The organism is Sorangium sp. So ce367 (genome assembly GCF_051520455.1).
Lineage (GTDB): Bacteria > Myxococcota_A > Polyangia > Polyangiales > Polyangiaceae > Sorangium > Sorangium cellulosum_B.
In genome coordinates this window covers 5,366,353-5,389,652 of the sequence record NZ_CP150334.1, presented here as the reverse complement: position 1 = coordinate 5,389,652, position 23,300 = coordinate 5,366,353, and the positions used below count along the sequence as shown (strand labels likewise).

Here is a 23,300-nt window from a genome sequence, read left to right as displayed (position 1 = left end):
TTCACGTCTCGCGCGCGCTATTTACACCGTCTTGCACCGTCAGGTGGCGCCGTTCTCGGCCGTGCGCACGGGGATCGAGTCGAACCTGGCCTCTGCCTCCTCGGCGCCGCGGGTCATCACGATCATCCCTGTCCGCACCATCTCGATGATCCCGAACGGGCGGAGCACCTCGAGCAGGCCCTCGATCTTGTCGCCGGTCCCGGTGATCTCGATGGTCAGCGCCTCGGGGGCGACATCGACGGTGCGCGCGCGGAACACCTCGCAGAGCTGGAGCACCTGCGCCCGGCTCGTCGCGTCCGCCTTCACCTTGATGAGCGCGAGGTCGCGCGCGACCGAGGCGGTGTGGGTGACGTCCCGGACCCAGAGGGTGTTGACCAGCTTGTAGAGGTTCGCCTCCAGGCGCCGCGCTCCGTCCTCGTCCGCCTCGAGGACCAGGGTCAGGCGCGAGATCCCGGCGATGTGGGTGCGCCCGACGCTCAGCGACTCGATGTTGTAGGCGCGCCGCCGGAAGAGGGACGCGACGCGGTTGAGCACGCCGGGGCGGTCTTCGACGTAGGCGATGAACGTGCGCAGGATGGGTCGATCCATGGATGCCTCTTGAAAGTCCCTCTTGTCTGTGGTGCGCCCGGCTCCGGCCGCGGCGCGCTCGGGCGCGCCCCGCCCGTCCGACGGGCGCACGCTCACGCTGGAGCGCGCGCCCAGGGCGCGTGGGTCTGCTGGCGCGTTCACGGGTCCTCCCCGGTCTCCACGATGGGGCTCGGGCGCCGGATCATGTCGTTCAGGTCGGCGCCGGCGGGGACCATCGGATAGACGCTATCCTCCTGCTCCACGCGGAAGTCGACGACCACGGTGCCCGGCGTGGCGCGGGCGCGCTCCACGGCCGCCGCGATCTCCTCGCGCTTCGTGACGCGGATGCCGGTCAGCCCGTGGGCCTCGGCGAGCTTCACGAAATCCGGGCTGCGCATCGGGGTCGCCGAGTAGCGCCGGTTGTAGAAGAACTCCTGCCACTGCCGCACCATGCCGAGGTAGCCGTTGTTGATGACGGCCACGTGGACCTTGAGCCCCTCCTGCGCGCAGGTCGAGAGCTCGCACGCGGTCATCTGGAAGCCGCCGTCGCCCACGACGACCCAGATCTCGTCCTCCGGCTTCGCGAAGCGCGCGCCGATCGCCGCCGGCAGGGAGAAGCCCATCGTGCCGAGCCCGCCGGAGGTGATGAGCTTCCGCGGGTGATCGTGCTTGTAGTACTGCGCTTCCCACATCTGGTGCTGGCCGACGTCGGTTACCACAAGCGCCTTGCCGTCGGTGAGCCGCCAGAGGTCGTGCATCACGTGCGCGGCGTACAATTTGTCGTTGTACGGCAATTGTTGAATGTCACGGACCGCCGAGTCGCCCTTCAGCAGGTTGATGCGCTCGACCCACGGGCCCCGGTTGCGCTGCTTGCACCCGGGGATGAGCGACAGCAGCGTGTCCCGGACGTCGCCGATCAGGCCGACATCGATCTTGACATTCTTGTTGATCTCGGAGCGGTCGATCTCGACGTGGATCTTCTTCGCCTTCACGGCGTAGGTCTTGAGGTTGCCGGTCACGCGGTCGTCGAAGCGCATCCCGAGCGCGATGAGGAGGTCGGCCTCCTGGATGGCGGTGTTCACCCACGCCTCGCCGTGCATCCCCATCATGCCGAGGCTGAGGGGGTGTGTCGCCGGGAAGCCGCCGAGGCCGAGCAGCGTGGAGGCGACGGGGATCCCTGTCTTCTCCACGAAGGCGAGGAGCTCGCGCGTCGCCTCGGCCCTGACGATGCCCTGACCGGCCAGGATGAGCGGCCGCTCGGCCTCGTCGATGAGGTCGATCGCCTTCTCGATGTCGGTCTGGACGGCGTGGTGCGAGGGGCGGTAGCCGGGCAAGCGGACCTCGCCCTTCGGCGGCTCGAAGTCGATCGACGCCTGCTGGGCGTCCTTGGTGATGTCCACGAGCACAGGGCCCGGCCGGCCCGAGCGCGCGATGTAGAACGCCTCGCGGAGGGCAGGGGCGATGTCCCTGACGTCGGTCACGAGGTAGTTGTGCTTGGTGATGGGCAGGGTGACGCCCGTGATGTCCGTCTCCTGGAACGCGTCGGTCCCGAGCAGCTTGGACGGCACCTGCCCGGTGATACAGACGATCGGCGAGGAGTCGAGCATCGCTGTCGCGATCCCGGTGACGAGGTTCGTCGCGCCCGGCCCCGAGGTGGCGACGCACACGCCGACCTTGCCCGAGGCGCGGGCGTACCCGTCTGCCATGTGCGCCGCGCCCTGCTCGTGCCGGACGAGCACATGGCGGATCGGGTAACCGAGGATCGTGTCGTAGGCGGGCATGATCGCGCCGCCCGGATAGCCAAAGACCACGTCCACGCCTTCGCGGACGAGGACTTCCCAGATAATCTGTGCACCGGTTCGTTTCATAATTCCCGACTCCATCGAGTCACGCGGGTGAAGGTGGGGCCCATGGGGGCGCCTTGGCCGCGGGGTTCCGCCGTTTCTCAGAGGCTCAGCAACTTAGGCGATCGCGCGCTGCAGATCCTCCCGAGGGCCGCCGCCGCTGCTCTCCTCGCGGCGGAGCGCGTCGAGGACCCTGCGCGCGTCGTCGAGCGACACGACGCGCGAGCTGCCCTGCGCGCTCGCCGGCTTGGCGCGCTGGTCCACGTCGGAGCGCGCGGAGGGCGGGTCAGCATGGAACTCGAACGAGGCCTCCGCGGCGTCGCCGTGCGGGCGCGCGCCCTTGAGGTGCGTCGAGGACCGCTGGGGCGCGCGGACGGCGCCCCCGCTGGCTCGGGCGCGGATCTCGTCGACGAGCGCCTCGAACTCCTCTCGCACGGCGCTCGACGCGACGGGCACCCCACATCCCGCGGCGACGAGCTCGGCGAGCTCCGCGATGCGCTGGCCGACGGCCTCGATCGAGGCGTCCTCCCGATTTTTCCTCGAATGTTCCTTGCTCACTGATCCTCCTTCGACGACGGCTGCTCTCCGTGAACCCTCAGGCCGAAAAAAACGAAAGCCCCCGGACCATCTCGGTGCGGGGGCCTATCTCCATGCTGTCTCAGCTCAGAGCGGCGGCCCGCAACCGTTCCCGACGCGAATCAGCCCGACGACGTCAACTAGGCTGATGAGCGCAGGAATGGCTAGGCCCGCTAGGAGCCCGACGGACACGCCGCCTTCGACGACGACGAACGAACGCGCCGTCGAGGACGCCAACGAAGCATTGTGCACAACCTTCTCAGCGAGGGTCCCATCGCCGGAGGCGTGGGCGCTGGCGGTGTACATCGACTTCTGCATGGCGTAGATGCTTCTACCCTACAGAGCTGCTGCGTCGCGTCAAGTTGTTTCTTTACAGATCGCTTGTTTCTGCGGCATTTCGTGCAGTTTTTTGTTCGAGCGCGCGCACGTGAACCGCGTGATGTTCAGCACGGACCGGCGCTGTCCGGGAGGTCGGTCCGCGGTGGATCGAAAGGCGATGCACTGCGCTCGATGTGCACGGCTGCGTCGCTCGAGCGCGACGCAGGGCGAGTCGAGCGAAGCGCGCCGAGCGCGTCGCGTGGAGCGCGCGCAAGCGAGGGCGCGGCCAGGATGCTGGGGTGCCAGGGGAGAGGTGCGCAAACACCGGACGTCGGCTCATGCGCCCCCGAAGTGCAGACTGCTGTCTTGAACTGACTGCCGCCAGATCGCGCGACACACCCATGAACCCGGCATGCAAGCGCATCGCGTCGCGCAGGCGCGCCCTGCCGATCGGACGGTCTCGCCCTGGGGTCTGAAGCGCCGTCGCGTGGCCTCTCTCGGCACGGTCGGGCTCCTCGCGCTGAGCGGCGCCGCCGCGGCCCGCGCCGATCCTGCGCAGCCTGGGGATCCCACGGCGCTCGCCGGTGCACAGCCCGCGCGGCCGTCGCTTCCACCCGCGCCGCCTGCGCAGCCACCTGCTGCGCCGGAGCGGCCCGCCGCCGCGGCGCCCCGGACGCAACCGAGGGCGGCCGCCAACTTCAGCACGTTCCTCGAGCTCCGGGACGACTACTCGAGCGGCAAGAACGGCTTCTTCAACGCAGCGGTGCTCCGGGGGGACTACGCCTTCACCAGGACGTTCTCGCTGCGCGCAGACCTGCCGCTCGCGTACGCGGGCGACATCGAGGGCCGGCGCGACGCGGGGCTCGGCGACATCCTGATCCGGCCGCTCGTCCGCGTTGTGGGCACGCCGCGGTTCGCGCTGGTCGTCGGCACGGATCTCGTCCTCGACTCGGCGACGAAGCGCGCGCTCGGCGCGGGAAAGAACCAGGTGGCGCCCCTCGTCCAGGCGTACTTCCGCGTGGCGCGGCCCGCGCGGCTCGGCGCCCAGCTCCAGCACGCCGTGTCGTTCGGCGGCGACCCGGGGCGGAACCCCATCCAGAAGTCGACGATCAGGGAATTCGCGATCATCGAGCTGCCGCACGGGTTCTGGGTGAGCCCGGACCAGGCGTTCTCGATCGATCACCGCGGCGCGCACCGCGTCGTGTCGACGAGCGTGCTGGAGGTCGGCGCAGAGCTCAGCGAACGGGTGCAGGTGTACGTCGATCCCGGCATCCAGGTCGATGACCGGGGGGCGGTCGACTGGCTTATCACCGGGGCGGTGCGGTGGGCCTTCCCGCAGCGAGCGCGGGCGCGCTCGGTCGCCGCCGCGCCGGTGCAGCGCGCGGGTACGGAGCAGGCCGCGGGCGCGGGGCAGGCCGCGGGCGCGGAGCAGGCCACGGAGGAGTAGGCGGCGCGCGCCTCCGGCGTCCAGAAGGACGCCCGGCGAGGGCCGCGCGCGGCTCGCGCCCGGGATGGGGCGGGGGGCGATCGACGGATCCGGGGTGGCGGACCCTTGACCTGGGTCGTCGTCCCGAGCCTGATCCTCGGTCGCACGCATGCTGTCACGAGATCCGCTGCTCCTGCTCTCCGCGACCCGGCTCGCCGCGCTGATCCGCGAACGCGCCGTGACGTCGGCCGAGGTCGTGGAGGCCCATATCCGGCACATCGAGCGCGTGAACCCGACGCTCAACGCGATGGTGGCGGACCGGTTCGAGGCCGCCCGCGCCGAGGCGCGCGCGGCCGATGCTCTCCTCGAACAGGGCGGGCCCGCGGGCGCGCCGCCGTTCCTCGGCGTCCCGTGCTCCATCAAGGAGAGCTTCGCCGTCGCCGGCATGCCGAACTCCGCGGGGCTCGTCGCCCGCGCCGGCGTGCGCGCGGAGGAGGACGCCGTGACGGTCACGCGCCTGCGCGCGGCCGGCTTCATCCCGCTCGGCGTCACCAACGTGTCGGAGCTCTGCATGTGGATGGAGACGAACAACCGGCTCTACGGCCGGACGAACAACCCCTACGACCCGGCGCGCACCGCGGGCGGCAGCTCGGGCGGGGAGGCCGCGGTGGTCGGCGCGGGCGGCGCGCCGGTCGGGCTCGGCTCGGACATCGGCGGATCCATCCGCATGCCCGCGTTCTTCAACGGCGTCTTCGGCCACAAGCCGACCGGCGGGCTCGTGCCGACCTCGGGCCAGTTCCCGCTGCCGGGCGAGCGGGGGCTCCGCTTCATGACGACGGGGCCGATCGCTCGGCGCGCCGAGGATCTCATGCCGGTGCTCCGCATCCTCGCCGGCCCCGACGCGCGCGATCCGGGCTGTGCGCCGCTGCCGCTCGGCGATCCGGCCTCGGTCGATCTCGGCACGCTGACGGTGCTCTCCGTCGAGCACGACGGCGTGCGCCGGGTGAGCGCCGATCTCGTGGCCGCGCAGCGGAGGGCGGCGGAGGCGCTCGCCGCCTGCGGGGCGAGGGTGATCGAGGCGAAGGTCGACCTCCTCGCGCGGGCGCTCGACATCTGGACGGCGATGGTGGGCACGTCCGGGGGCGTCACGTTCCGGGCGTTGCTCGGTGATGGCCGCCCGGTCAGCCTGCCGCGCGAGCTCGCCCGCTGGTCGGTCCGCCGCTCGCCGCACACGCTGCCGGCGCTGGGGCTTGCGTTGCTGGAGGACGTCGGCGGGCTGCTGCCGGCGCGCGTCGAGCGCGCCCTGGAGCTCGGCAAGGCGCTGCGCGCCGAGCTCGTGTCGCGCATCGGCGAGCAGGGCGTGATGCTCTACCCGTCCTATCCGAGCCCCGCGCCGCGGCACTACGCGCCGCTCCTGCCGCCCTTCCAGTGGACATACACCGCGGTGCTCAACGTCATGGAGATGCCGGCGACGCAGGTGCCGCTGGGCCTCAACGGCGAGGGGCTGCCGCTCGGCGTCCAGGTGGCGGCGATCCACGGCAACGATCACGTGACGATCGCCGTGGCGGAGCACCTGGAGCGCTCGTTCGGCGGCTGGGTGCCGCCGTCGCTCTCGTGGTGCCGGCGCTGACGTTCCCGCCCGCGGTCGTGGTATCAAGGCTGCCCCCATGACCAGCGACCGCGCGTACGACGTGATCGTCTTCGGAGCGACCGGCTTCACAGGTCGCCTCGTCGCCGAGTATCTCGCCACCAAGGGCAAGGACGCCTCTGCCCGCGGCGCAGAAGAGCGGCCCATCCGCTGGGCGATCGCTGGCCGGAACGCGGGGCGCCTCGCCGAGGTGAAGGCGGCGATGGAGGCGATCGATCCGGCGTGCTCCTCGCTGGGCGTCATCGAGGCGGCGTCGGACGACGCGGCGTCGCTCGAGCGCATGGCCCGGCAGGCGCGCGTCGTCATCACGACGGTCGGCCCTTACACGGCGCTCGGCGAGCCGCTCGTCGAGGCGTGCATCCGCGCGGGCACCGACTACGCGGATCTCACCGGCGAGCCCGGGTTCGTCGACCGCCTCATCGAGCGCCACCACGAGGCTGCCCGCGCGCGGGGCGTGAGGATCGTCAACTGCTGCGGCTTCGACAGCATCCCGCACGACCTCGGGGTGCTCTTCACGGTGACGAAGCTCCCCGCGGGCGAGCCGATCGCGGTGGAGGGCATCGTGCGCGTGCACGGCAGCTTCTCCGGCGGCACCTGGCAGTCGCTGCTCGAGATCATGGCGCGCCCCGGCCCCAGGAAGGGCGCCGCGCGCGGCGAGGACGCGCGCGGGGCGCGCAGGGTGCGTGGGCTCAAGACGCGCATCCGCTACGAGAAGGGGCTGCGCGCGTGGCTCTGTCCGATGCCCAGCATCGATCCGCTCGTCGTGCTGCGGAGCGCGCGGGAGCTCGACGCCTACGGCCCCGACTTCCAGTACAGCCACAACGTGCAGGTCAAGTCCGGGCTGCAGCTCGTGATGGGGATCGCCGGCTTCGGCGCGGTCACGGCGCTGGCCAAGGTGGGACCGACGCGGGAGCTGCTCCGCAAGGTGCGGAGTCCGGGGGAGGGGCCGAGCGCGGAGGAGCGGGCGCGCAGCTGGTTCCAGGTGACCTTCCAGGGGAAGAGCGCATCGCGCAAGGTGGTGACGCGGGTGAGCGGCGGCGATCCCGGTTACTCGGAGACGGCCAAGATGGTGGCAGAGTCGGCGCTCTGCATGGCGTTCGACCGCGAGCGGCTGCCGGCGCGCGCCGGGGTCATCACGCCGGTCGTCGCGATGGGGGAGCGGCTCATCGAGCGGCTTCAGGCTGCGGGGATCCGGTTCGAGCTGCTCGAGGGGTGAGCTGCGGCGGCTGGCGGCCGGCGCGGTTTGGTACAATGGCCCCGTGCACCGCGAGACGTGGATCATCGGTTACGGCTCGTTGATCTGGCGGCCTGCCTTCCGCTTCGAGCAGATGGTGCCCGGGTACATCACGGGGTGGGCCCGCCGCTTCTGGCAGGGGTCCACCGATCATCGGGGCGTCCCTGGGGCGCCCGGGCGGGTGGTCACGCTGATTCCGTCACCTGGCGCGCGCTGCTGGGGTATGGCCTATCGCGTTGGCGTGGCCGAGCTCGACGAGGTGCTTCGCGCGCTGGACCACCGCGAGAAGGGAGGCTATGCGCGCCACGACGTGCCGCTCCACCTGGAGGACGGGGCGGCGGTGCGCGCGGAGATCACGGCCCGATCGGCCATCGTGTACCTGGCCACGCCCGATAACCCCGATTATCTGGGCGCTGCGCCGCTCCCCGAGATTGCCGCTCAGGTGCTCGCGTCGCACGGCCCGAGCGGCTCGAACGTCGAGTATGTCCTTCAGCTCGCCGACGCGCTCGTGGCGATGGGCGCCCACGACGAGCACGTGACCGAGCTAGCGGCCCTCGTCGGCCATCGAGCTCCCCGTCCGGTCGACCCGACAACCACCGTAGGCCCCTAGCTCCGCGCCCGGTCGACCTCTAGTTGACCTCGCCGACCTCGCTGCTCCCGTTCCCGCCCGCGTGATCCGCGACCCCGTTGGTCCCGTCCACGCCCGCACCCGGCGGCGTCGACCCGCCCTCCTCGGCCTCGGCCGCGTCCGCCGCGAAGGCCTCGACGGCGACGACCCGCTCGTCCTGGCCGACGTGCATGATCCGCACGCCCTGCGCGTTGCGCCCTGTCTCGCGGATCTCGCTCGTCTTGGTGCGGATCATCTGCCCGCGATCGGTCACGATCAGCACCTCGTCGCTCGGGCTCACCATGGCGACGCCCACCACCGGCCCGTTCCGCTCGCTCGCGTCGATGAGGATGACGCCCTTGCCGCCGCGGCTCTGGAGCCGGAACTCCTCGAGCGGCGTCTGCTTGCCGTACCCGCGCTCGCACACCGCGAGCACCCGGTCGCGCCCGTCGCCGCTCACGCCGAGGCCCACCACCACGTCGCCCTCGTCGAGCTCGATGCCCTTCACGCCCATCGTCGCGCGGCCCGTCGGGCGCACCTGGTCCTCGGGGAAGCGGATGCTCATCCCGCTCCGCGTCGCGATCACGAGCTCGCGCTTGCCGTCGGTGAGCGCCGCCGTGAAGAGCTGATCGCCCTCCTCGATGCGCACGCCGATGATCCCCTTGTCCCGGTAGTTCTCGTACTCGTTGAGCGCCGTCTTCTTGATCTGCCCGCGGCGGGTAAGCGTCACCACGAACGTCTCGCCGTCGAAGCTCGGCACCGGCGTGATCGCCGCGACCTTCTCCCCCGGCTCCATCCCGACGAAGTTCACGATCGCCCGGCCCTTCGCGTTCCGAGGCGCCTGCGGGATCTCGTAGACCTTCTTGACGAAGACCTTGCCCTTGTCGCTGAAGAAGAAGACGTACGAGTGCGTCGACGCCACGAAGAGCTGGCTCACCCAGTCCTCCTCGCGCGCCTCCATCCCGACCATCCCCTTGCCGCCGCGGCGCTGCGCCCGGTACGTCGAGGTCGGCGTCCGCTTCAGGTAGCCGGCGTGCGAGATGGTCACGACCATGTCCTCTTCCTGGATCAGGTCCTCCATCTGGATCTCGGCCTCGGCCGGCACGATCTCGGTCCGCCGCTTGTCGCCGAAGCGCTCCTTGATCTCCTCGAGCTCCATCACGATCACGTTCATGAGCAGCCCCATGTCGGCCAGGATCGCCCGGAGCCGCTCGATGGTCTGCGACAGCTCGCCGTACTCCTTCGCGAGCTTCTCCCGCTCGAGGCCGGTCAGGCGCGACAGCCGCATCTCGAGGATCGCCTTGGCCTGCCGCTCCGACAGGAAGTAGTCGCCGCGCGTGTCGGCCTCGGCGCACTCGGGCTCCGGCCGGCCGGCCCGCCGGAGGAACTCGCCGAGCCCCCGGAGCGGCAGCTTCTGCAGGTTCTCCCGCGCGTCGTCCGGATCGCTCGAGGCCCGGATCGTCGCGACGATGCGATCGATGTCGCTCGTCGCCATCCCGAGCCCCTCGATGAGCTCGCGCTGCGCCTCGGCCTGCCGGAGCTCGAACCGACAGCGCCGCGTCACGACCTCGCGCCGGTGCTCGATGAAGTGCGAGAGCGTGTCCTTCAGGCTCAGCACCGCGGGGCGCCCGTTCGCGATCGACAGGTTGATGACGCCGAACGTCGCCTGGAGGTCCGTCAGCCGGTAGAGCTGGTTGACGACCACCTGCGGGAAGATGTCCTTCTTCAGCTCGATGACGATCCGCATCCCCTCGCGGTCGCTCTCGTCGCGCACCTCGCTGATCCCCTCGATGCGCTTCTCCTTCATGCACTCGGCGATCTTCGCGACCAGCCGGGCCTTGTTCACCTGGTAGGGGATCTCGGTGAAGACGATCTGCTCGCGGTCGCCCTTCATCGTCTTCTCGACCTGGTGGCGCCCGCGCATCGTGATCGAGCCGCGGCCGGTCGTGTACGCCTGCACGATCCCGCTCTTGCCGTAGATGAGGCCGCCGGTCGGGAAATCGGGGCCCGGGACGAGGTGGAGCAGCTCGTCCAGGGTGATGTCGGGGTTGCGGATGATGGCGATCGTCGCGTCGATGATCTCGCCGAGGTTGTGCGGCGGGATGTTCGTCGCCATGCCGACGGCGATGCCGCCGGAGCCGTTCACCAGGAGCTGCGGGAACTTCGCCGGCAGGACGCTCGGCTCGAGCTCCGAGTCGTCGTAGTTCGGGACGAAGTCGACCGTGTCCTTGTCGAGATCGGCGAGCAGCTCGACGGCCATCCGCGACAGGCGCGACTCCGTGTACCGCATGGCAGCGGGCGAGTCGCCGTCGACCGAGCCGTAGTTGCCCTGCCCGTCGATGAGCGGGTAGCGCAGGCTGAAGGTCTGCCCCATCCGGACGAGCGCGTCGTAGACCGCGAGATCGCCGTGCGGGTGGTACTTGCCGAGGACGTCTCCGACGACGCGCGCGCACTTCTTGTGCGAGCCGGAGGGGCCGATCTTCTGCTCGTTCATCGAGTAGAGGATCCGGCGGTGCACCGGCTTCAGGCCGTCGCGCACGTCCGGGATCGCGCGGCCGATGATCACGCTCATCGCGTAGTCGAGGTAGCTCGTCCGGAGCTCGTCCTGGATGCTGACCGGAACCTTCTGCTGGATGTTCGACGTCTCTTCCATGGGGGACCTGCACCCGAGGCGCGGGGGGCGGGCGCGGTGCGCGCTCGGCCCCCGTCGTAGAGGCCCATCCCAGCGCGGCTCGAGCGTCGAGCGGAGCAGCAGAAGCGGCCCTGACCTCGAACGACGAGCGACGAGGTGGAGTCCGGCCTTCGCCGCCCGCCCTATGACCCACGCTGTTCAGGGGATGCGACGGATGCGTTCAGGTACTCCAAGGGGCAGGCCGGCGCAAAGGGTTTGCCGGCCTCAGAGGGCGTTCCTGCCCGCGCGCGCGGGCGCGGATCGCGGCCTGCCGCCGGCTCCTCGGCGGACGCCGCGAGGCGCCGGTGAGGCGCATCAGGGGGTCGGACAGCGGGCGGGATCGCGGGAGCGTCCTGGGCGGGGGCGCTGGACAGCGCGGCGGGAGCGTGAGGCGGCGCAACGGGAGCGCCGGAAGGGTCAGGGCTCGACGCGGGTGGGCTTGGCGCACGTCCGGACGACGATTTCCACGTCCTTCTCTGCCACGATCGAGCCGGCGCCGCCCGGGGGGTCGGAGTCAGGGCCGGGGCACTCCCACGTCCAGGTCGGGTCGGCCTTGTCACCGTTGGGGAGCAGCATTTCGGGGTTCCCGGAGGTCTCGCCACCCTTGGGCGTGAGCTGATCGGCGAGCTCCCCCCCGTAGCCGTCGATCCTGACCGTGTACTCGTGCCCCTCGACGACGGAGGTGAACGACACGCTCCACGCACAGGAGATTGGCGGCGACGAGGCGAGGGGGGACGGCCCGCCCTCCGCGCTGTTGTCGGTGAGCGTGGCGACGTAGCTGCGGATGGCCTCCGGCTCGTCCGAGCCCGAGCACTGGACGTCGCCGCCCAGGAAGGCGAGCGGGTCGATGGTCACCGACGTCCCGAGCTGCAGGTCGTCGTCGCTGTTGGACCCGTCGGCGCAGGCCGTGAGCGCGAGGACGGCGAGCGCCAGGGCGCACCGGCCGGCCCGGGGTCGCGAGGAGCGCCCGCGCGCGCGATCCGCGGCGAACAAGGTTCCGAAACCAGCTCGAGCTCGGCCCATCGGCAGGGGGCACTAGTCCAAGCCGGGGAACGGCGCCACATGAAACGCGGCCCAGCTGCGCGCGCGCGGCGCGCGGCCGAGCGAGGCCCGCCAGAGGGGACGCCGCTGGCGGCGGCGCTCGCGGGCGAGCTGCCGGATGCGCCGCTCGCGGTCGCGAGGCGGTGATGAGCTCGCGGAAGCTGCGGGCGCCCGCCCTCTACGGGAACCGACCCCGCAACGCCTCTTCACGTCGAATCTCCATGACGAGAGGCCGATTCATCCGGAGCAGCGCGACCGTGGCGCGGCCTGTCGGTGTCTTCCCGGCGATCGACAGCTCGCCCGTGACGTCGAAGTGGTCTTCCCAGCGACCCCAGCGAGGGTGGAAGAGGCTCGCGTGGTCGCCCGTGGTCGGGTCCTCTCCATGGGTCCGCGCTCCCTTGCGCAGGGAGCACGACACACAGGCGAGCGCCAGGTTCTCCAGGGCGGTCAGGCCACCTGCGTGCCGTGGCTGGATGTGATCGACATGGAACGTGGCCTCCTGGCTGGCCTGGGAGAGCCGGCAATACTCGCATCGATCGGCAGCACGCCTGCGGACGCGACGCTGAAGCGCCGCGGGCACGCCGTCGCCGCTCATCGCGTCAGCGCAGGCTCCTTCCGCGATGCGCGGAGGCGCAGCAAGCTGAGCAGCTCGGCGAGATCGACGAGCCCCTCGGCTTCGATGGCCTCATCCGCCGATAGCTTCTCCCCGCGATCCTGCTTGTCCAGGAGCGCCTGCAGCCTGCGATCGACCCCCGCCGGGAGGCGGAGCTGTGCGAGATCGGAAGGGAGCTCCACATCAACGTGGACTGTTGCCGGCGTAGCCATCGTCGAAGTCCTCCCTGAACCTAGCAGGTTGGTGCGAGGTGGGCGATCCCTCAGTCCGAGGGAGCTTCCCGCAGCTGTATCAGGGACCGCCGGAGCCGCCGCTGCCTGCGTTGCCGCCGCCGGAGCCGCCGCTGCCTGCGTTGCCGCCGCCGGAGCCACCGCTGCCAGCGCTGCCGCCGCCGGAGCCGCCGCTGCCACCGCCGTTGCCCGCGCTGCCGCCGCCGGAGCCGCCGCTGCCCGCGTTGCCAGAGCTGCCGCTGCCGGCGCCGCTGCCGTTCGGGGCGACGAATGCGCAGGCTTCGAGCGCCTCCGCCTGCGCGGTGATCACCTCGCAGGGGGTGATCGCGCGGTCCACGCCCGCGGCGAGCGGCGCCGCAGAGCACTCCGCCATGGACGCGACCTTGGCGCTGGCGCAGGCGCGCGCCTCACCGACGGCGGCAACGCAGGCATCGACCTCGACGGTCGTCGGATCTGCCACGGTCTGGCCGCCGCCGGCGCCGTTCTCGAAGCCGTGCAGGCACTGGTCCCAGTAGAACTCGACGCAGGTGTTCACCCGCTCTTCGGCGTCCCCGGAGCCGATCCACTCCGGGCACACGGCGGCCGCCTCGCACCGGGCCTGCTCGATCCGCCGACAGGCGTCGACGCCCACAGCGTCGTTGCCACAGCTCGGCGCTGTGATGAGGGTCACGGCGCCGAGACCGAGCAACGCGGCCGCGGCCCAAAGCGCGGAGCTCCGCCTCGCGGCGGAGAGGACGGCGAGCGCAGACGAACCCACCCGGCGGAGCTACCACGCGGCCGCCGGAGGCGTCGAGTTTTCTGGCACACCAGCTGCCCGCCCCACCTCGGGAGGCGCGAACGGCGACCGGACAAGGCCGGTCCGATCTATGCTCCCAGGGCCGCGATCACCCCATGGATCCGCCGAGCCTCGCGCAGCTCCGACCCGACACGCCTTTCCATGGGCGGTACCGCGTCGTGCGCCCCATCAAGACGGGCGGGATGGGGGCGGTGTACGAGGTCGTGGACGTGGTCACGGACCGCCGCCGAGCGCTCAAGGTGATGCTCCCCGGCTCCATCCAGGACCCGGCCCAGCGCGCCCGGTTCGCCCAGGAAGCCAAGATCACGGGCGGGATCGAGAGCGACCACATCGTTCACATCTCCGATGCCGGCATCGACGCCGACTCGGGGATGCCGTTCCTCGTCATGGACCTGCTCCAGGGCGAGGAGCTCGCGAGCCTGTCGGCGCGCCGCGGCCCGCTGCCGCCGGCCGAGGTGGTGCTCTACCTGGGCCAGGTCGCGCGCGCGCTCGACAAGATGCACGCGGCCGCCATCATCCACCGGGACCTCAAGCCGGCGAACCTCTTCCTGACGAGGCGGGATGACGGCTCCCCCTGCGTGAAGGTCCTTGATTTTGGACTGGCGAAGGTCGTGGCGCACCGCAGCATGGCGGACCGCACGGCGATGGTCGGGACGCCCCTCTACATGGCGCCCGAGCAGATCCGCGGCGACGTCGCCGTCGGGCCGAAGACCGACATCCATGCGCTCGCGCATGTCGCCTTCGCGCTGCTCGTGGGCAGCCCGTACTGGCTGACCGAGGCCAACGTCCTGCCGTCGGTCTACGCGCTCCTCCAGCGGATGGTGGCGGGGTTGCCCGAGCCTCCGAGCGCCCGCGCCGCGCGGCGCCGCAGCAGCATCCGGCTGCCGCCCGCCTTCGACGCGTGGTTCCAGCAGGCGACCGCGATCGACCCGAAGGACCGCTTCGAGCGCGCCACGGCGGCCGTCACGCTGATGGCCGAGGCGCTCGGCGCGCCCGCCCCGTCGACGCCGCCCCCGCCCGAGCGGCCCACGAATCCGCCGCCGTCGTCTCGCCGCGGGGTCGAGAGCCGCGGGGGCGAGGCGGACGACCGGCGCGCCGCCGACGACCGGCGCGCCAGCTCGCCGTCGGACCCCGGGCCGAAGCCTCCGGAGCCAGGGCCCAAGGCCGGCGAGTCACGCCAGCGCGACGAGGACCTCGCCGCGGTCGTCCACGAGGAGCGGCTCCGGGCCTTCCTGAAGAAGGAGGTGCAGCGCGCCAAGGAGCAGCGGACGAGGAGGCTCTCGCTGCTGCTGCTCAGCGTGGAGGGGCTCCAGGACGTCGAGGAGACGCAGGGCCGAGCCGGGGTCGATCGCATCCTCGGCGATCTCGCGCGCATCGTCAGGATCTACGTGCCGGAAGGCGGGCTCCTCGGGCGCTACCGCCGCGACACCCTCGCGATCGTCTGCCCCGGGATCGGCCGGACGCGGGCGTCCGCGTTCGCGAAGGTGCTCGGCGAGAAGGTGCGCCAGCACCGCTTCCGGCGAGCGGCCACGAGGCCTTTTCGGATGACCCTCCGCATCGGCGTCGCGCACGTCGAGGAGGGGGACGCGACGGGGCACGAGCTGCTCGAGCGCGCGGCGCGGGGGCTACCCGAGCGGGGGGAGTGAGCTGAACGAGGGATCGGGCCGATGGCCGAGATCTCCGCTGGCGCCGTCGCACGGCGGCGCGGTCGCGCAGCAGCGACCTCGATTTCTTGAACGTTCCCCGTGAAGGGGTGATTCTCGCGGCCATGGCCTCTGCCATGATCCTCGCGGCGGGGCTCGGGACCCGGCTCCGCCCGCTCACGGACGAGATGCCGAAGCCGCTCCTTTGGCTCGGCGATCGGCCGCTCATCGCGCACATCGCCGAGCGGCTCGCCGCGGGCGGTGTCGTCCGCGTCGCGGTGAACAAGTCCCACCTCGCGGAGCGATTCTCGCGCGATCTGCTCGCGGCGTTCCCGATGCCCGTCGAGGTGCTGCACGAGCCGGAGCCCCTCGGCACTGCCGGGGGCCTCGCGAACGCGGCGGGCGCGCTCGGCGAGGGCGACGTGGTCCTCTGGAACGGCGACATCCTGATCGATCTCGATGTGGCGGCGCTCTCGGCGGCGCACGGCCATCACGGCGCGGGCGCGACGCTCGCGGTCGCCCCGCGGCCGGCCGGGGAAGGGACGGTCGGCGTCGGCGCGCGGGGCGAGGTGGTGCGGCTCCGTGGCGAGCGCTTCGGCGACGAGGTCGCGGGCGGCGATTTCGTGGGCGTGCACGTGGTCGGCGGGGCGCTCCGGCGAAGGCTGCCGCCGCGCGGGTGCATGGTGGGGGACGTGTACCTGCCGTGGCTGCGCGAGGGGCGCTCGCTCGCGACGTTCGCGGCGCCCGCCGTGTGGCACGACATCGGAACGGTGGCCGCGTACCTGGCGGCGAGCGCGCGCTGGCTCTCGCAGCGCGGCCTGCGGAGCTACGTCGGCCCGGGGGCGTCCGTCGCCGAGGGCGTGGACGTGGCAGGCAGCGTCGTCGGGGCGGGGGCGCGGGTCGAGGGGGTCGGCGCGGCGCGCGGGTGTGTGGTCTGGCCGGGCGCGCAGGTGGTCCTCGGCGTCGGCGCCCCGCTCGAGCGGGCGGTGGTGACGGCGAAGGGGACGGTCGCGCGCGCGGCCGGGTGAGCACGTGGCTGGAGAGGTCCCTGCGACCAGGGAGGGGCGAGCTTCACCGCGCTGGTGCGTCGGGGCGATTCACGTACTCGGTCGCAAACCTGCGGATCTCATCCGCCTTCCGGTGCTCGGACAGCTCGGGATAGACACCCCAGAGGACGTCCTTGATGAAGACGCCATACGCCGGAGTGCCAGGCCGGATGGCTGGATGATGTCGCTCCAGATACTCGCGCAGGAGCACCTCCGCCTCGCTGATCGCCGGCGCGCCCGGCGGGCCGCCTGGAGACGGCGGCTCCCTGCTGCACCCGGCCACCACGGCGAGCGCTCCCATCGCCACGAGGTGCCGCTTCATCTGCCGAGGTCGGCGAGCGCGGCCTTCGCGGCGTTGTGCCCCGCCGCGCCGATGACCGACCCGGCCGGGTGCGTGCCCGCGCTGCACGAGTACAGCCCGGCGAGCCCGAACCGGTAGGGCACGCGGTCGGCGAAGCCGAAGCTGTTGTCGATGTGGTGGATGTGCCCCTTCGTGATCCCGAAGTGCCGCTCGATGTCCGGCGGCGCCAGCGTGAACGTCTCCAGCACGAGGTCGCTCATCCCGGGCGCGAAGCGATCGCAGATCGAGAGGAGGTGCTTCACGTAGCGCGGCGCGGCCTCATCCCACGTCTCGCCGCCCGCGAGCGCGTAGGGCACCCACTGCACGAAGAGCGCCGCGTTGTGGTGACCCTCGGCGTCGCGCAAGCTCGGGTCGATCGGCGTGTGGAAGTACCACTCGATCGCGGGGAACTCCGGGAGGCGCCCGCTCATCGCGTCGCGGTGGGCCTGCCGCAGCGTGCCCATCACGACGTCCTCGTCCGGCAGCAGGTGGATGGTCGGGCCGAACTGCCCGCGATCCTCCGGGAGGCACTTGAACGTGGGCAGGCCGGTCAGCGCCATGTTGACCTTGAGCGTCGAGCCGTCCTTCGCGAGCGCGTCGAGCCGCGCCGAGAGCGAGGCCCCGATCGCCGCCTCGCCGGCGAGCGCGCGGGTGCGGTATGGATCGGCGTTCGAGACGACCACCTTCGCGGCGATGCGCGTGCCGTCCTCGAGGAGCACGCCGGAGACGGCGCCCCCGGACGCCTCGATCTGCGCGACGCGGGCGCCGGTGACGATCGTTGCGCCCTCGGCCCTCGCCTTCTCGGCGAAGAGGCGGGAGAACGTGCCCATGCCGCCCTCGACGATCATCCAGGTCCCGTCGGCGCCGGGGAGGCGGCACATGTTGTGGATGAGGAAGTTCATGCCGGTGCCGGGCGACTCGAAGCCGCCCGCGAGCCCCGAGAAGGCGTCGGTCACGGCGTACATCGCCTTGAGGAGGTCGCTCTTCCAGCCGAACCGCGCGAGGTAGTCGGAGATCGTGCCCCGGCAGAGCGCCACGAACGTCTGCCGGAGGGCGGGCCGCACGTAACGCTCCGCCGTCTCCTCGATGGAGAGCGGCTCCGCGAGCCACGTCGGGGCGATGTCGTCCCGGAGCGCGGCGAGCTCGGCCTGGAGCGCGCTGTTCGCGTCCCAGTCCGCCTGGGAGAAGAACTCGAGGAACTGCCGCTTCATCGCGGCCTGGTCCGAGCCGAAGAGCAGGTAGCGCCGGTCTGTGGTCGGGAGGAAATAATGCGGATCGCGCCGCCGGAGGGGGAGGGCGACGCCGACCTCGCGGAGCAGCTCGGGCGGGGCGAGCCCGAGCAGGTAGGCGCCGCTCGAGACGCCGAGGCTCGGCGCCTTCCGGAAGGGGTGCTCGGTCTTCACCGCGCCGCCGACCGCGTCCTTCTCCTCGAGCACCACCACGTCGAGCCCGCTGCGGGCGAGGAGGACGGCGGCGACGAGACCGTTGTGGCCGGCGCCGACGATGACCACATCGGCGCGGGCCGGAGCTTCACTGCGTTTCACTGGGCACCTCCAAGCGCTGTGCGCGTCGTCTGCCGCGGCCGGCGCGCCGGCGCTCGGGCCATGGCGCACGAGGTGTTGCACGGATGGTGGGGCGAGGAGAGCCCTTTTCGCGCACGGTAGCGGGGAGGGGCGCGCCGCGCCGGCCCCGAGGCCGCCCGCACGGCGACCCTTTCCAGCCTGTCCTCTCCGCGGCGCTGGCGCGCGCGTCGCGCCGGCCCGCTCCGTCCTGCCCTGGTCGGGCTCACCCGCCGGCGGTCGTCGTGGGCGCCGTGGGCGCGCGCCACGCCGCGGCGACCTCCTCGGCGATGGCGCGCACGGTCAGGGGCGCCGAGCCCTCGGCCTTGTTGTTCACGAGCGTGAAGCTCTCGATGCGCAGCGCCGCGGCCTCGCAGAGGATCCGCGCGACCTCCGCGCGCATCTCGGGATCCGGCTCGACCACCTGGTTGAACGGGTGGAACCGGCGCTTCTCCGTCTCGTAGCGGCGACCGGGCTTGAGCGAGAGCCGGACGACCGCGAACGGGGCGTTCGAGACGGGCACCACCTCGGCCTGGGCCCCGGGAGACGGCATGTTGCGCCAGTAGCTGTAGGCGTGGGCGACGCCGCGGGCGCCAAGGATCTCCCGGTACTCTCCGGTGAAATAGGCGCGCTCCCTGAGCTCGACCGCGCAGGAGAGCTCGCGCGGCAGCGCGCCGAGGAACGCGTCGAGCCGCTCGAAGAACGCGCGCGGCGCGAGCCGGTGGGGCGGGCCGACCGGGGGAAGCTCGAGCAGCACCGGCCCCGCGTGCGCCCGGAACACCGTGAGCAGCGGCGCGGCGACGCGCGAGAGGAAGAGCGGCACCGAGAGGAAATCCGGGTTCGGCTCGAGGCGAGCGGGGCCCGCGCCGCGCCCCTCGTCCTCGTTCGGCGGGGTCTGTGATCGCTCGATCGTCTGGGACACAACGGCGTGCAGCGCCTTCGATACGCAGCGGAAGCCCTCCGGCAGCTGCGCTGCGTAACGGCGGAAGTCGCTGTCGGGGACGGGGGCGTAGAAGCTGCGGTCGATTCCGACCGTCGTGAGCAGCGGGTGCCGGGCGTACTCGGCGAGGCCGTCGCGCGCGAGCTCCTCCGTGCTCTGCCGCGCGGCGTAGACGAGGCCCTGCCAGCCGGGGAAGCTCCACGAGCTCGTGCCGAGGTGGAGCCCCGGCGGCAGCCGCACCGCCAGGCGGGCGGCGTCGTCGTAGACCGCCGCCATCGCGTCGCGCTCGCGCGCCGCCTCGGCAGCGGCGGGCTCCGGCGCTGGACCGAACAGCGAGAGCTGCGATGGGTCGGGGCCACGGCGCCCAGGGGAGCGGCTCACCCGGTCGAGTCTACTGCTTCCGGCGCGCTCCGCGACACCGGCCACGCGGCCGGGGACGACCGCCGTGCTGGCCATGCGCTTCCGCGGGGAGCATCCGGCCGGCCGTGCGGTACAAGCACGTGACGTGCTGCGCCGCTTCGCCCTCGTCGTGCGCGTCCTGGTCTCGACGGCCGGGAAGGACGCCTTCGCGCGCGCCATGCCGCTGTACATGGGCATGGGCCTCGTCGCGGCGGTCGTGTTCGGCGGCAACGGGATGCACCCCTCGCAGCTCACGGGCATCGCGGGTGAATCACCCCTGTTCCGGGTCGCGCTGTGGGGGGCGTGGTTGCTCGTCGGGACGCCGGCGGCGCGCGCGCTGCTCCGCGCTCCGGCGACGTTCTTTCTCCGCGCGCTGCCGGTCCCGCGCCGGGAGCTGCTCTCGGCTCATGCGCTGCTCCTCGCCGTCGCGGAGCTCCCGTGGGTGGCGCTCTGGGCGATCGGCGCCGGCGCGCTCGCCGGCTGCGCCGCCGGCGCCGCGGCGCTCGCGGCGCGCTGCATGCTCCTCGCCCGTCCGCGCGGCGCGCGCGAGCTCTCGGCCCTCGCGCTGCTCGCGGGCGCCATCGCGCTCGGGGCCCCGGCGTCGGTGCTGCTGGCGTGCGCCGCGCCTGCGCTGGCCGTCGGGCTGCGCGCGGCCGTCGCCCGCGCGCCAGAGATCCCCGCCGGCCGCGAGCGCTCGATGATCCCACCGGCGGCGCCCGCGCTCGTCGCGCTCGCGCTCGTCTACCTGGCGGCGCTCGTCCGTGGCCACCGCGCGGTGCTCGTGCGGGGCCTCGCGCTCGCGGCGATCGGCGCGCTCGCCGCGGCGGCCTGGGCGCGGAACAGCGGGCGGCTCGGCGGCGGGCCGCTCGCCGCGGCGTCGCTCGTCGCGCTCGCGCCGGTCGCGCTCTGCGCGGGCGCTGGCCTCGCTGGTCCGGTCCTGCGCGAGGAGCGGCGGCTCGCGTGGCTCCTCGACGCGTGCGGCGCGGCGGCCGGGCTCCGCGCGGGCGCCGTCGCCGCGGCGGTGGCCGCGCCGCTGGTGGCGCTCGCGCTCGGGCACGGCGCGGTGGTCGGCGCGCTCACCGGCGCGGCCCCCTCGGTGACGTTGCGCCTGGTCGGCGGCGCGGGGCTCGCGGGGCCGCTCCTCGCCGCGATCGCGCTCGGCTGCGTCCGGTGGTCCGCGCGGCAGGACGGCCGCGACAGCAGCCGGGTGCTGCTCTCGGTGCTCGCGGCGATCGCGGCGTCGACCGCGGCCGCGTGGACGCTGGGCGATCTCGCGCTCGCGGCCTTCGCTCCGGCGGCCGCGCTGCTCGCGGGGCCCGCCGCGGCGCGCTGGCTCTCGCCGGGTCGCGGGCGCGGCGCGGCGGCGGGAGTGGGGAGGGCGCTGTGACGCTGGAGGCGGCGGGGATCCACAAGCGGCTCTCGGGCAGGGACGTGCTCTCGGGCGTCGAACTCCGCTGCGGACCTTCGGAGGTGGCGGTCGTGATGGGCGAGAACGGCGCCGGCAAATCGACCTTGCTGCGGGTCGTCGTCGGGTTGCTGGAGCCCGATCGCGGCGCCGTGACGCTCTCGGGGGAGGCCGTCCACGGCGCCGCGGCCTCGGCGCGGCGCCGGCTCGGCTACGCGCCCGACGCGACCGAGGCGCTGCCCGATCTCCAGGTCGCGGAGCTCTGCGCCCTCGTGCGCGCGCTCAAGCAGGCGCCGCCGCTCGACGGCGCGTGGCGCGCGTGGATCGAGCGGCTCGGCGCGGCCGCCTTCTACCGACAGCGGCTCTCCGGGCTGTCGTTCGGTCAGCGCAAGCGCGCGCTCCTTCTCGCGGCGCTGGTGGGCGATCCTTGGCTGCTCGTGATCGACGAGCCGACCAACGGGCTGGACGCCGAGGGGGCGCGCACGGTGCTGGAGCTCATCGAGCAACGCCGCGCGGAGGGGAAGGCGACGCTCCTCACGACGAACGACGCGGCCTTCGCGGCGGCGATCGGGGGGCACGTGCGCCGGCTGAACGGAGGGCGGCTCGGCGCGGAGTAGGCGGCGCCTCGGCCCGTGAGGCGCCGCGCCTCCGGACGCCGCCTACCGGCCGGGCTGCCCCTCGTCGCGGCCCGGAGGGTGCGGCAGCAGCCGCAGCACCCGCGTCTCGCGCTGCTCGCGACCTTCGAGATCGAGCGACGTGGGGACCTGGTACCGCGCGAGCTCCTCGACCGCCTCCGAGGGGCAATAGGCGCGCCCGGGATCGCCGACGATCACCGCGGTGGCGCGCGCGGCCTTCTGGCGCAGCCACGGGAGCACGCGGTCGACCATCGCGCGCTCGTAGCAGACGTCGCCCGCCACGATGACGTCCCACGCGGCCGTCGCGGCGCTCGCCGTGAGATCCTCGGTGATCACGTCGACGGTGACGCCGTTCAGGGCCGCGTTCAGCCGGAGCGCCGCCGCGGCGAACGGATCGATGTCGGCGGCGCTCACGCGCGCGGCGCCAGCGAGCACCGCGGCGATCGCGACGACGCCGCCGCCGGAGGCGAGGTCGAGGACGCGCTTGCCCGAGACCGTCGCGGGATGATCGAGGAGGTACCGCGCGAGCGCCTGCCCGCCCGCCCACGCGAACGCCCAGTACGGCGGCGGCACGCCCGCGCGCGCGAGCGCCGCCTCGGTCGCGTGCCAGAGCGGCGTGACCTCGGTCGCCAGGTGGAGCTTGACCTCGGGGACGAACGGCGGGCAGGCGACGGCCGTCTCGCGCGCGACGAACGCCGCGGCGCGCTCGGGGGCGGAGGCGGCGTCCCCGTCGGCGTCGGGCTGCGGCGCGGGCGCGAGCCCCCTCGTCAGGGCCATCGTTACCGCTTCGCGACGCGCGCCTCCGCGGCGCGCAGCGTCGTCTCGAGCAGCGAGGCGATCGTCATGGGGCCGACGCCGCCGGGCACCGGCGTGATCCAGGCGGCCCGCTCCCTGACGGCGTCGAAATCGACGTCGCCCACCAGCTTGCCCGCGTCGTCGCGGTTCATTCCGACGTCGATCACCGTGGCCCCTTCCTTGATCCAGTCGCCGCCGATGAGCTTCGCCTTGCCCGCCGCCGCCACGAGGACGTCGGCCTCGCGGCAGAGCGCCTTCAGATCGCGCGTGCGCGTGTGGGCGATCACGACCGTCGCGTTCCGCGCGAGCAGCAGCTGCGCCATCGGCCTGCCGACGAGGTTGCTCCGCCCCACCACCACCGCGCGGGCGCCGGCGAGCTCGACGCCCGCCTCCGCGAGCAGGCGCATGCAGCCGACCGGCGTGCACGGCGCAATGCCGCCCGGGCGGCCCATCGCGAGCAGCCCTGCGTTCACCGGGTGGAGGCCGTCGACGTCCTTCGCGGGATCGATGGCGTCGAGCACGGCGTGCGCGCGGACGTGCGTCGGCAGCGGCAGCTGGACGAGGATCCCGTCGACGGTGTCGTCCGCGTCGAGCTCCGCGATGCACGCGAGCAGCTCGACCTCGGTCGTCGCGGCGGGGAGCGCGCGGAGCCGTCCTCGAATGCCGACCTCGTTCGACATCCGCTCCTTGCTCCGCGTGTGCGTCACGCTGGCCGGGTCCTCACCGACGAGCACCACCTCGAGGCCGGGGGGCCGACCGTGGGCGGCCACGAAGCGCGCCACCCCCTCCCGCACCTCGTCGCGGACCTTCTGCGCGATCGCCTTGCCGTCCAGGATCTTCGCCGCCATGGCCGCGGAGCTTAGTCCAGCCGCGGCCGTCGCGGGGGACTGCCCGCAGCGGCCCCGGGGAGCGATCGTGAGGATGGCCGTCGCACCGCCTCACGCCACGCGATCTTCCGGTTGACCCG

Annotated in this window: 22 protein-coding genes; 8 read left to right on the top strand and 14 right to left on the bottom strand. The window is 72.8% G+C overall.

All coding sequences use genetic code 11. From position 1 onward, the window contains the following. Window positions 1-39: 39 nt before the first annotated feature. The 4 genes from ilvN to WME97_RS20480 all read right to left on the bottom strand — a co-directional run bounded on the left by ilvN (window position 40) and on the right by WME97_RS20480 (window position 3,305). Entirely contained in the window at window positions 40-588 is a 549-nt protein-coding gene (ilvN, locus tag WME97_RS20495; protein WP_437554138.1) for an acetolactate synthase small subunit, read from the bottom strand. Between the two features lie 137 nt (window positions 589-725). After that, the gene (ilvB, locus tag WME97_RS20490; protein ID WP_437554136.1) at window positions 726-2,435 is read right to left on the bottom strand and encodes a biosynthetic-type acetolactate synthase large subunit; all 1,710 of its coding nucleotides are present in this window, start codon (window positions 2,433-2,435) and stop codon (window positions 726-728) included. 93 nt (window positions 2,436-2,528) lie between these two features. Further along, window positions 2,529-2,969: a hypothetical protein gene (locus WME97_RS20485; RefSeq protein WP_437554135.1), complete on the bottom strand. Its 441-nt coding sequence runs from the start codon at window positions 2,967-2,969 to the stop codon at window positions 2,529-2,531. A 105-nt stretch (window positions 2,970-3,074) separates the two neighbouring features. Beyond that, entirely contained in the window at window positions 3,075-3,305 is a 231-nt protein-coding gene (locus WME97_RS20480; RefSeq protein WP_437554133.1) for a hypothetical protein, read from the bottom strand. A gap of 412 nt (window positions 3,306-3,717) precedes the next feature. Here WME97_RS20480 and WME97_RS20475 point away from each other — a divergent pair, with 412 nt between their 5' ends. The 4 genes from WME97_RS20475 to WME97_RS20460 all read left to right on the top strand — a co-directional run bounded on the left by WME97_RS20475 (window position 3,718) and on the right by WME97_RS20460 (window position 8,223). Beyond that, window positions 3,718-4,752, top strand: a complete 1,035-nt coding sequence (locus tag WME97_RS20475; RefSeq protein ID WP_437554131.1) for a hypothetical protein — start codon at window positions 3,718-3,720, stop codon at window positions 4,750-4,752. Between the two features lie 148 nt (window positions 4,753-4,900). Then, complete coding sequence (locus WME97_RS20470) at window positions 4,901-6,361, top strand: amidase (RefSeq protein ID WP_437554129.1); 1,461 nt, start codon at window positions 4,901-4,903, stop codon at window positions 6,359-6,361. 37 nt (window positions 6,362-6,398) lie between these two features. Beyond that, window positions 6,399-7,595 carry a saccharopine dehydrogenase family protein gene (locus WME97_RS20465; protein WP_437554127.1) on the top strand — a complete coding sequence of 399 codons (1,197 nt, stop codon included), beginning with the start codon at window positions 6,399-6,401 and terminating at the stop codon, window positions 7,593-7,595. Between the two features lie 43 nt (window positions 7,596-7,638). Further along, the gene (locus WME97_RS20460; RefSeq protein ID WP_437554125.1) at window positions 7,639-8,223 is read left to right on the top strand and encodes a gamma-glutamylcyclotransferase; all 585 of its coding nucleotides are present in this window, start codon (window positions 7,639-7,641) and stop codon (window positions 8,221-8,223) included. 19 nt (window positions 8,224-8,242) lie between these two features. On the opposite strand, the gene gyrA is transcribed toward WME97_RS20460, so the two are convergent. The 5 genes from gyrA to WME97_RS20435 all read right to left on the bottom strand — a co-directional run bounded on the left by gyrA (window position 8,243) and on the right by WME97_RS20435 (window position 13,445). Continuing rightward, window positions 8,243-10,873, bottom strand: a complete 2,631-nt coding sequence (gene gyrA, locus WME97_RS20455; protein ID WP_437554123.1) for a DNA gyrase subunit A — start codon at window positions 10,871-10,873, stop codon at window positions 8,243-8,245. A 435-nt stretch (window positions 10,874-11,308) separates the two neighbouring features. Further along, window positions 11,309-11,884, bottom strand: a complete 576-nt coding sequence (locus WME97_RS20450) for a hypothetical protein (protein WP_437554121.1) — start codon at window positions 11,882-11,884, stop codon at window positions 11,309-11,311. A gap of 226 nt (window positions 11,885-12,110) precedes the next feature. Next, complete coding sequence (locus WME97_RS20445) at window positions 12,111-12,527, bottom strand: HNH endonuclease (RefSeq protein ID WP_437554119.1); 417 nt, start codon at window positions 12,525-12,527, stop codon at window positions 12,111-12,113. Further along, window positions 12,524-12,757, bottom strand: a complete 234-nt coding sequence (locus WME97_RS20440; protein WP_044965251.1) for a hypothetical protein — start codon at window positions 12,755-12,757, stop codon at window positions 12,524-12,526. The genes WME97_RS20445 and WME97_RS20440 overlap by 4 nt, the downstream gene beginning before the upstream one ends. A gap of 79 nt (window positions 12,758-12,836) precedes the next feature. Further along, window positions 12,837-13,445: a hypothetical protein gene (locus WME97_RS20435; protein ID WP_437554117.1), complete on the bottom strand. Its 609-nt coding sequence runs from the start codon at window positions 13,443-13,445 to the stop codon at window positions 12,837-12,839. A 221-nt stretch (window positions 13,446-13,666) separates the two neighbouring features. On the opposite strand from WME97_RS20435, the gene WME97_RS20430 reads away from it, so the two are divergent. Both WME97_RS20430 and WME97_RS20425 read left to right on the top strand, forming a co-directional pair. Beyond that, complete coding sequence (locus WME97_RS20430; protein WP_437554115.1) at window positions 13,667-15,217, top strand: protein kinase domain-containing protein; 1,551 nt, start codon at window positions 13,667-13,669, stop codon at window positions 15,215-15,217. 122 nt (window positions 15,218-15,339) lie between these two features. Beyond that, on the top strand, window positions 15,340-16,242 hold the full coding sequence (locus WME97_RS20425) for a nucleotidyltransferase family protein (protein ID WP_437554113.1): 903 nt from the start codon (window positions 15,340-15,342) through the stop codon (window positions 16,240-16,242). 43 nt (window positions 16,243-16,285) lie between these two features. Here the strand turns inward: WME97_RS20425 and WME97_RS20420 are convergent, their stop codons facing one another. The 3 genes from WME97_RS20420 to WME97_RS20410 all read right to left on the bottom strand — a co-directional run bounded on the left by WME97_RS20420 (window position 16,286) and on the right by WME97_RS20410 (window position 19,555). Further along, window positions 16,286-16,582: a lipoprotein gene (locus tag WME97_RS20420; protein ID WP_437554111.1), complete on the bottom strand. Its 297-nt coding sequence runs from the start codon at window positions 16,580-16,582 to the stop codon at window positions 16,286-16,288. Continuing rightward, window positions 16,579-18,144: a phytoene desaturase family protein gene (locus WME97_RS20415; protein ID WP_437554109.1), complete on the bottom strand. Its 1,566-nt coding sequence runs from the start codon at window positions 18,142-18,144 to the stop codon at window positions 16,579-16,581. Before WME97_RS20415 ends, WME97_RS20420 begins: the two co-directional genes overlap by 4 nt. Before the next feature lie 241 nt (window positions 18,145-18,385). Then, on the bottom strand, window positions 18,386-19,555 hold the full coding sequence (locus WME97_RS20410; RefSeq protein WP_437554107.1) for a DUF72 domain-containing protein: 1,170 nt from the start codon (window positions 19,553-19,555) through the stop codon (window positions 18,386-18,388). Between the two features lie 49 nt (window positions 19,556-19,604). On the opposite strand from WME97_RS20410, the gene WME97_RS20405 reads away from it, so the two are divergent. Further along, window positions 19,605-20,885, top strand: a complete 1,281-nt coding sequence (locus tag WME97_RS20405; protein WP_437554105.1) for a hypothetical protein — start codon at window positions 19,605-19,607, stop codon at window positions 20,883-20,885. Next, entirely contained in the window at window positions 20,882-21,520 is a 639-nt protein-coding gene (locus tag WME97_RS20400) for an ATP-binding cassette domain-containing protein (RefSeq protein ID WP_437554103.1), read from the top strand. The genes WME97_RS20405 and WME97_RS20400 overlap by 4 nt, the downstream gene beginning before the upstream one ends. Window positions 21,521-21,562: 42 nt before the next feature. Here the strand turns inward: WME97_RS20400 and WME97_RS20395 are convergent, their stop codons facing one another. After that, complete coding sequence (locus WME97_RS20395) at window positions 21,563-22,315, bottom strand: class I SAM-dependent methyltransferase (RefSeq protein ID WP_437554101.1); 753 nt, start codon at window positions 22,313-22,315, stop codon at window positions 21,563-21,565. A gap of 2 nt (window positions 22,316-22,317) precedes the next feature. Further along, on the bottom strand, window positions 22,318-23,181 hold the full coding sequence (gene folD / locus WME97_RS20390; protein ID WP_437554100.1) for a bifunctional methylenetetrahydrofolate dehydrogenase/methenyltetrahydrofolate cyclohydrolase FolD: 864 nt from the start codon (window positions 23,179-23,181) through the stop codon (window positions 22,318-22,320). Window positions 23,182-23,300 lie beyond the last annotated feature (119 nt).

Coding starts and splice junctions, on each gene's coding strand:
- WME97_RS20420 (WP_437554111.1), bottom strand. CDS start 16,582: ATGAAGCGGCACCTCGTGGCGATGGGAGCGCTCGCCGTGGTGGCCGGG.
- WME97_RS20465 (WP_437554127.1), top strand. CDS start 6,399: ATGACCAGCGACCGCGCGTACGACGTGATCGTCTTCGGAGCGACCGGC.
- WME97_RS20475 (WP_437554131.1), top strand. CDS start 3,718: ATGCAAGCGCATCGCGTCGCGCAGGCGCGCCCTGCCGATCGGACGGTC.
- WME97_RS20470 (WP_437554129.1), top strand. CDS start 4,901: ATGCTGTCACGAGATCCGCTGCTCCTGCTCTCCGCGACCCGGCTCGCC.
- gyrA (WP_437554123.1), bottom strand. CDS start 10,873: ATGGAAGAGACGTCGAACATCCAGCAGAAGGTTCCGGTCAGCATCCAG.
- WME97_RS20445 (WP_437554119.1), bottom strand. CDS start 12,527: ATGAGCGGCGACGGCGTGCCCGCGGCGCTTCAGCGTCGCGTCCGCAGG.
- ilvB (WP_437554136.1), bottom strand. CDS start 2,435: ATGAAACGAACCGGTGCACAGATTATCTGGGAAGTCCTCGTCCGCGAA.
- WME97_RS20440 (WP_044965251.1), bottom strand. CDS start 12,757: ATGGCTACGCCGGCAACAGTCCACGTTGATGTGGAGCTCCCTTCCGAT.
- WME97_RS20425 (WP_437554113.1), top strand. CDS start 15,340: ATGGCCTCTGCCATGATCCTCGCGGCGGGGCTCGGGACCCGGCTCCGC.
- WME97_RS20410 (WP_437554107.1), bottom strand. CDS start 19,555: ATGGCCAGCACGGCGGTCGTCCCCGGCCGCGTGGCCGGTGTCGCGGAG.
- WME97_RS20430 (WP_437554115.1), top strand. CDS start 13,667: ATGGATCCGCCGAGCCTCGCGCAGCTCCGACCCGACACGCCTTTCCAT.
- WME97_RS20395 (WP_437554101.1), bottom strand. CDS start 22,315: ATGGCCCTGACGAGGGGGCTCGCGCCCGCGCCGCAGCCCGACGCCGAC.
- folD (WP_437554100.1), bottom strand. CDS start 23,181: ATGGCGGCGAAGATCCTGGACGGCAAGGCGATCGCGCAGAAGGTCCGC.
- WME97_RS20480 (WP_437554133.1), bottom strand. CDS start 3,305: ATGCAGAAGTCGATGTACACCGCCAGCGCCCACGCCTCCGGCGATGGG.
- ilvN (WP_437554138.1), bottom strand. CDS start 588: ATGGATCGACCCATCCTGCGCACGTTCATCGCCTACGTCGAAGACCGC.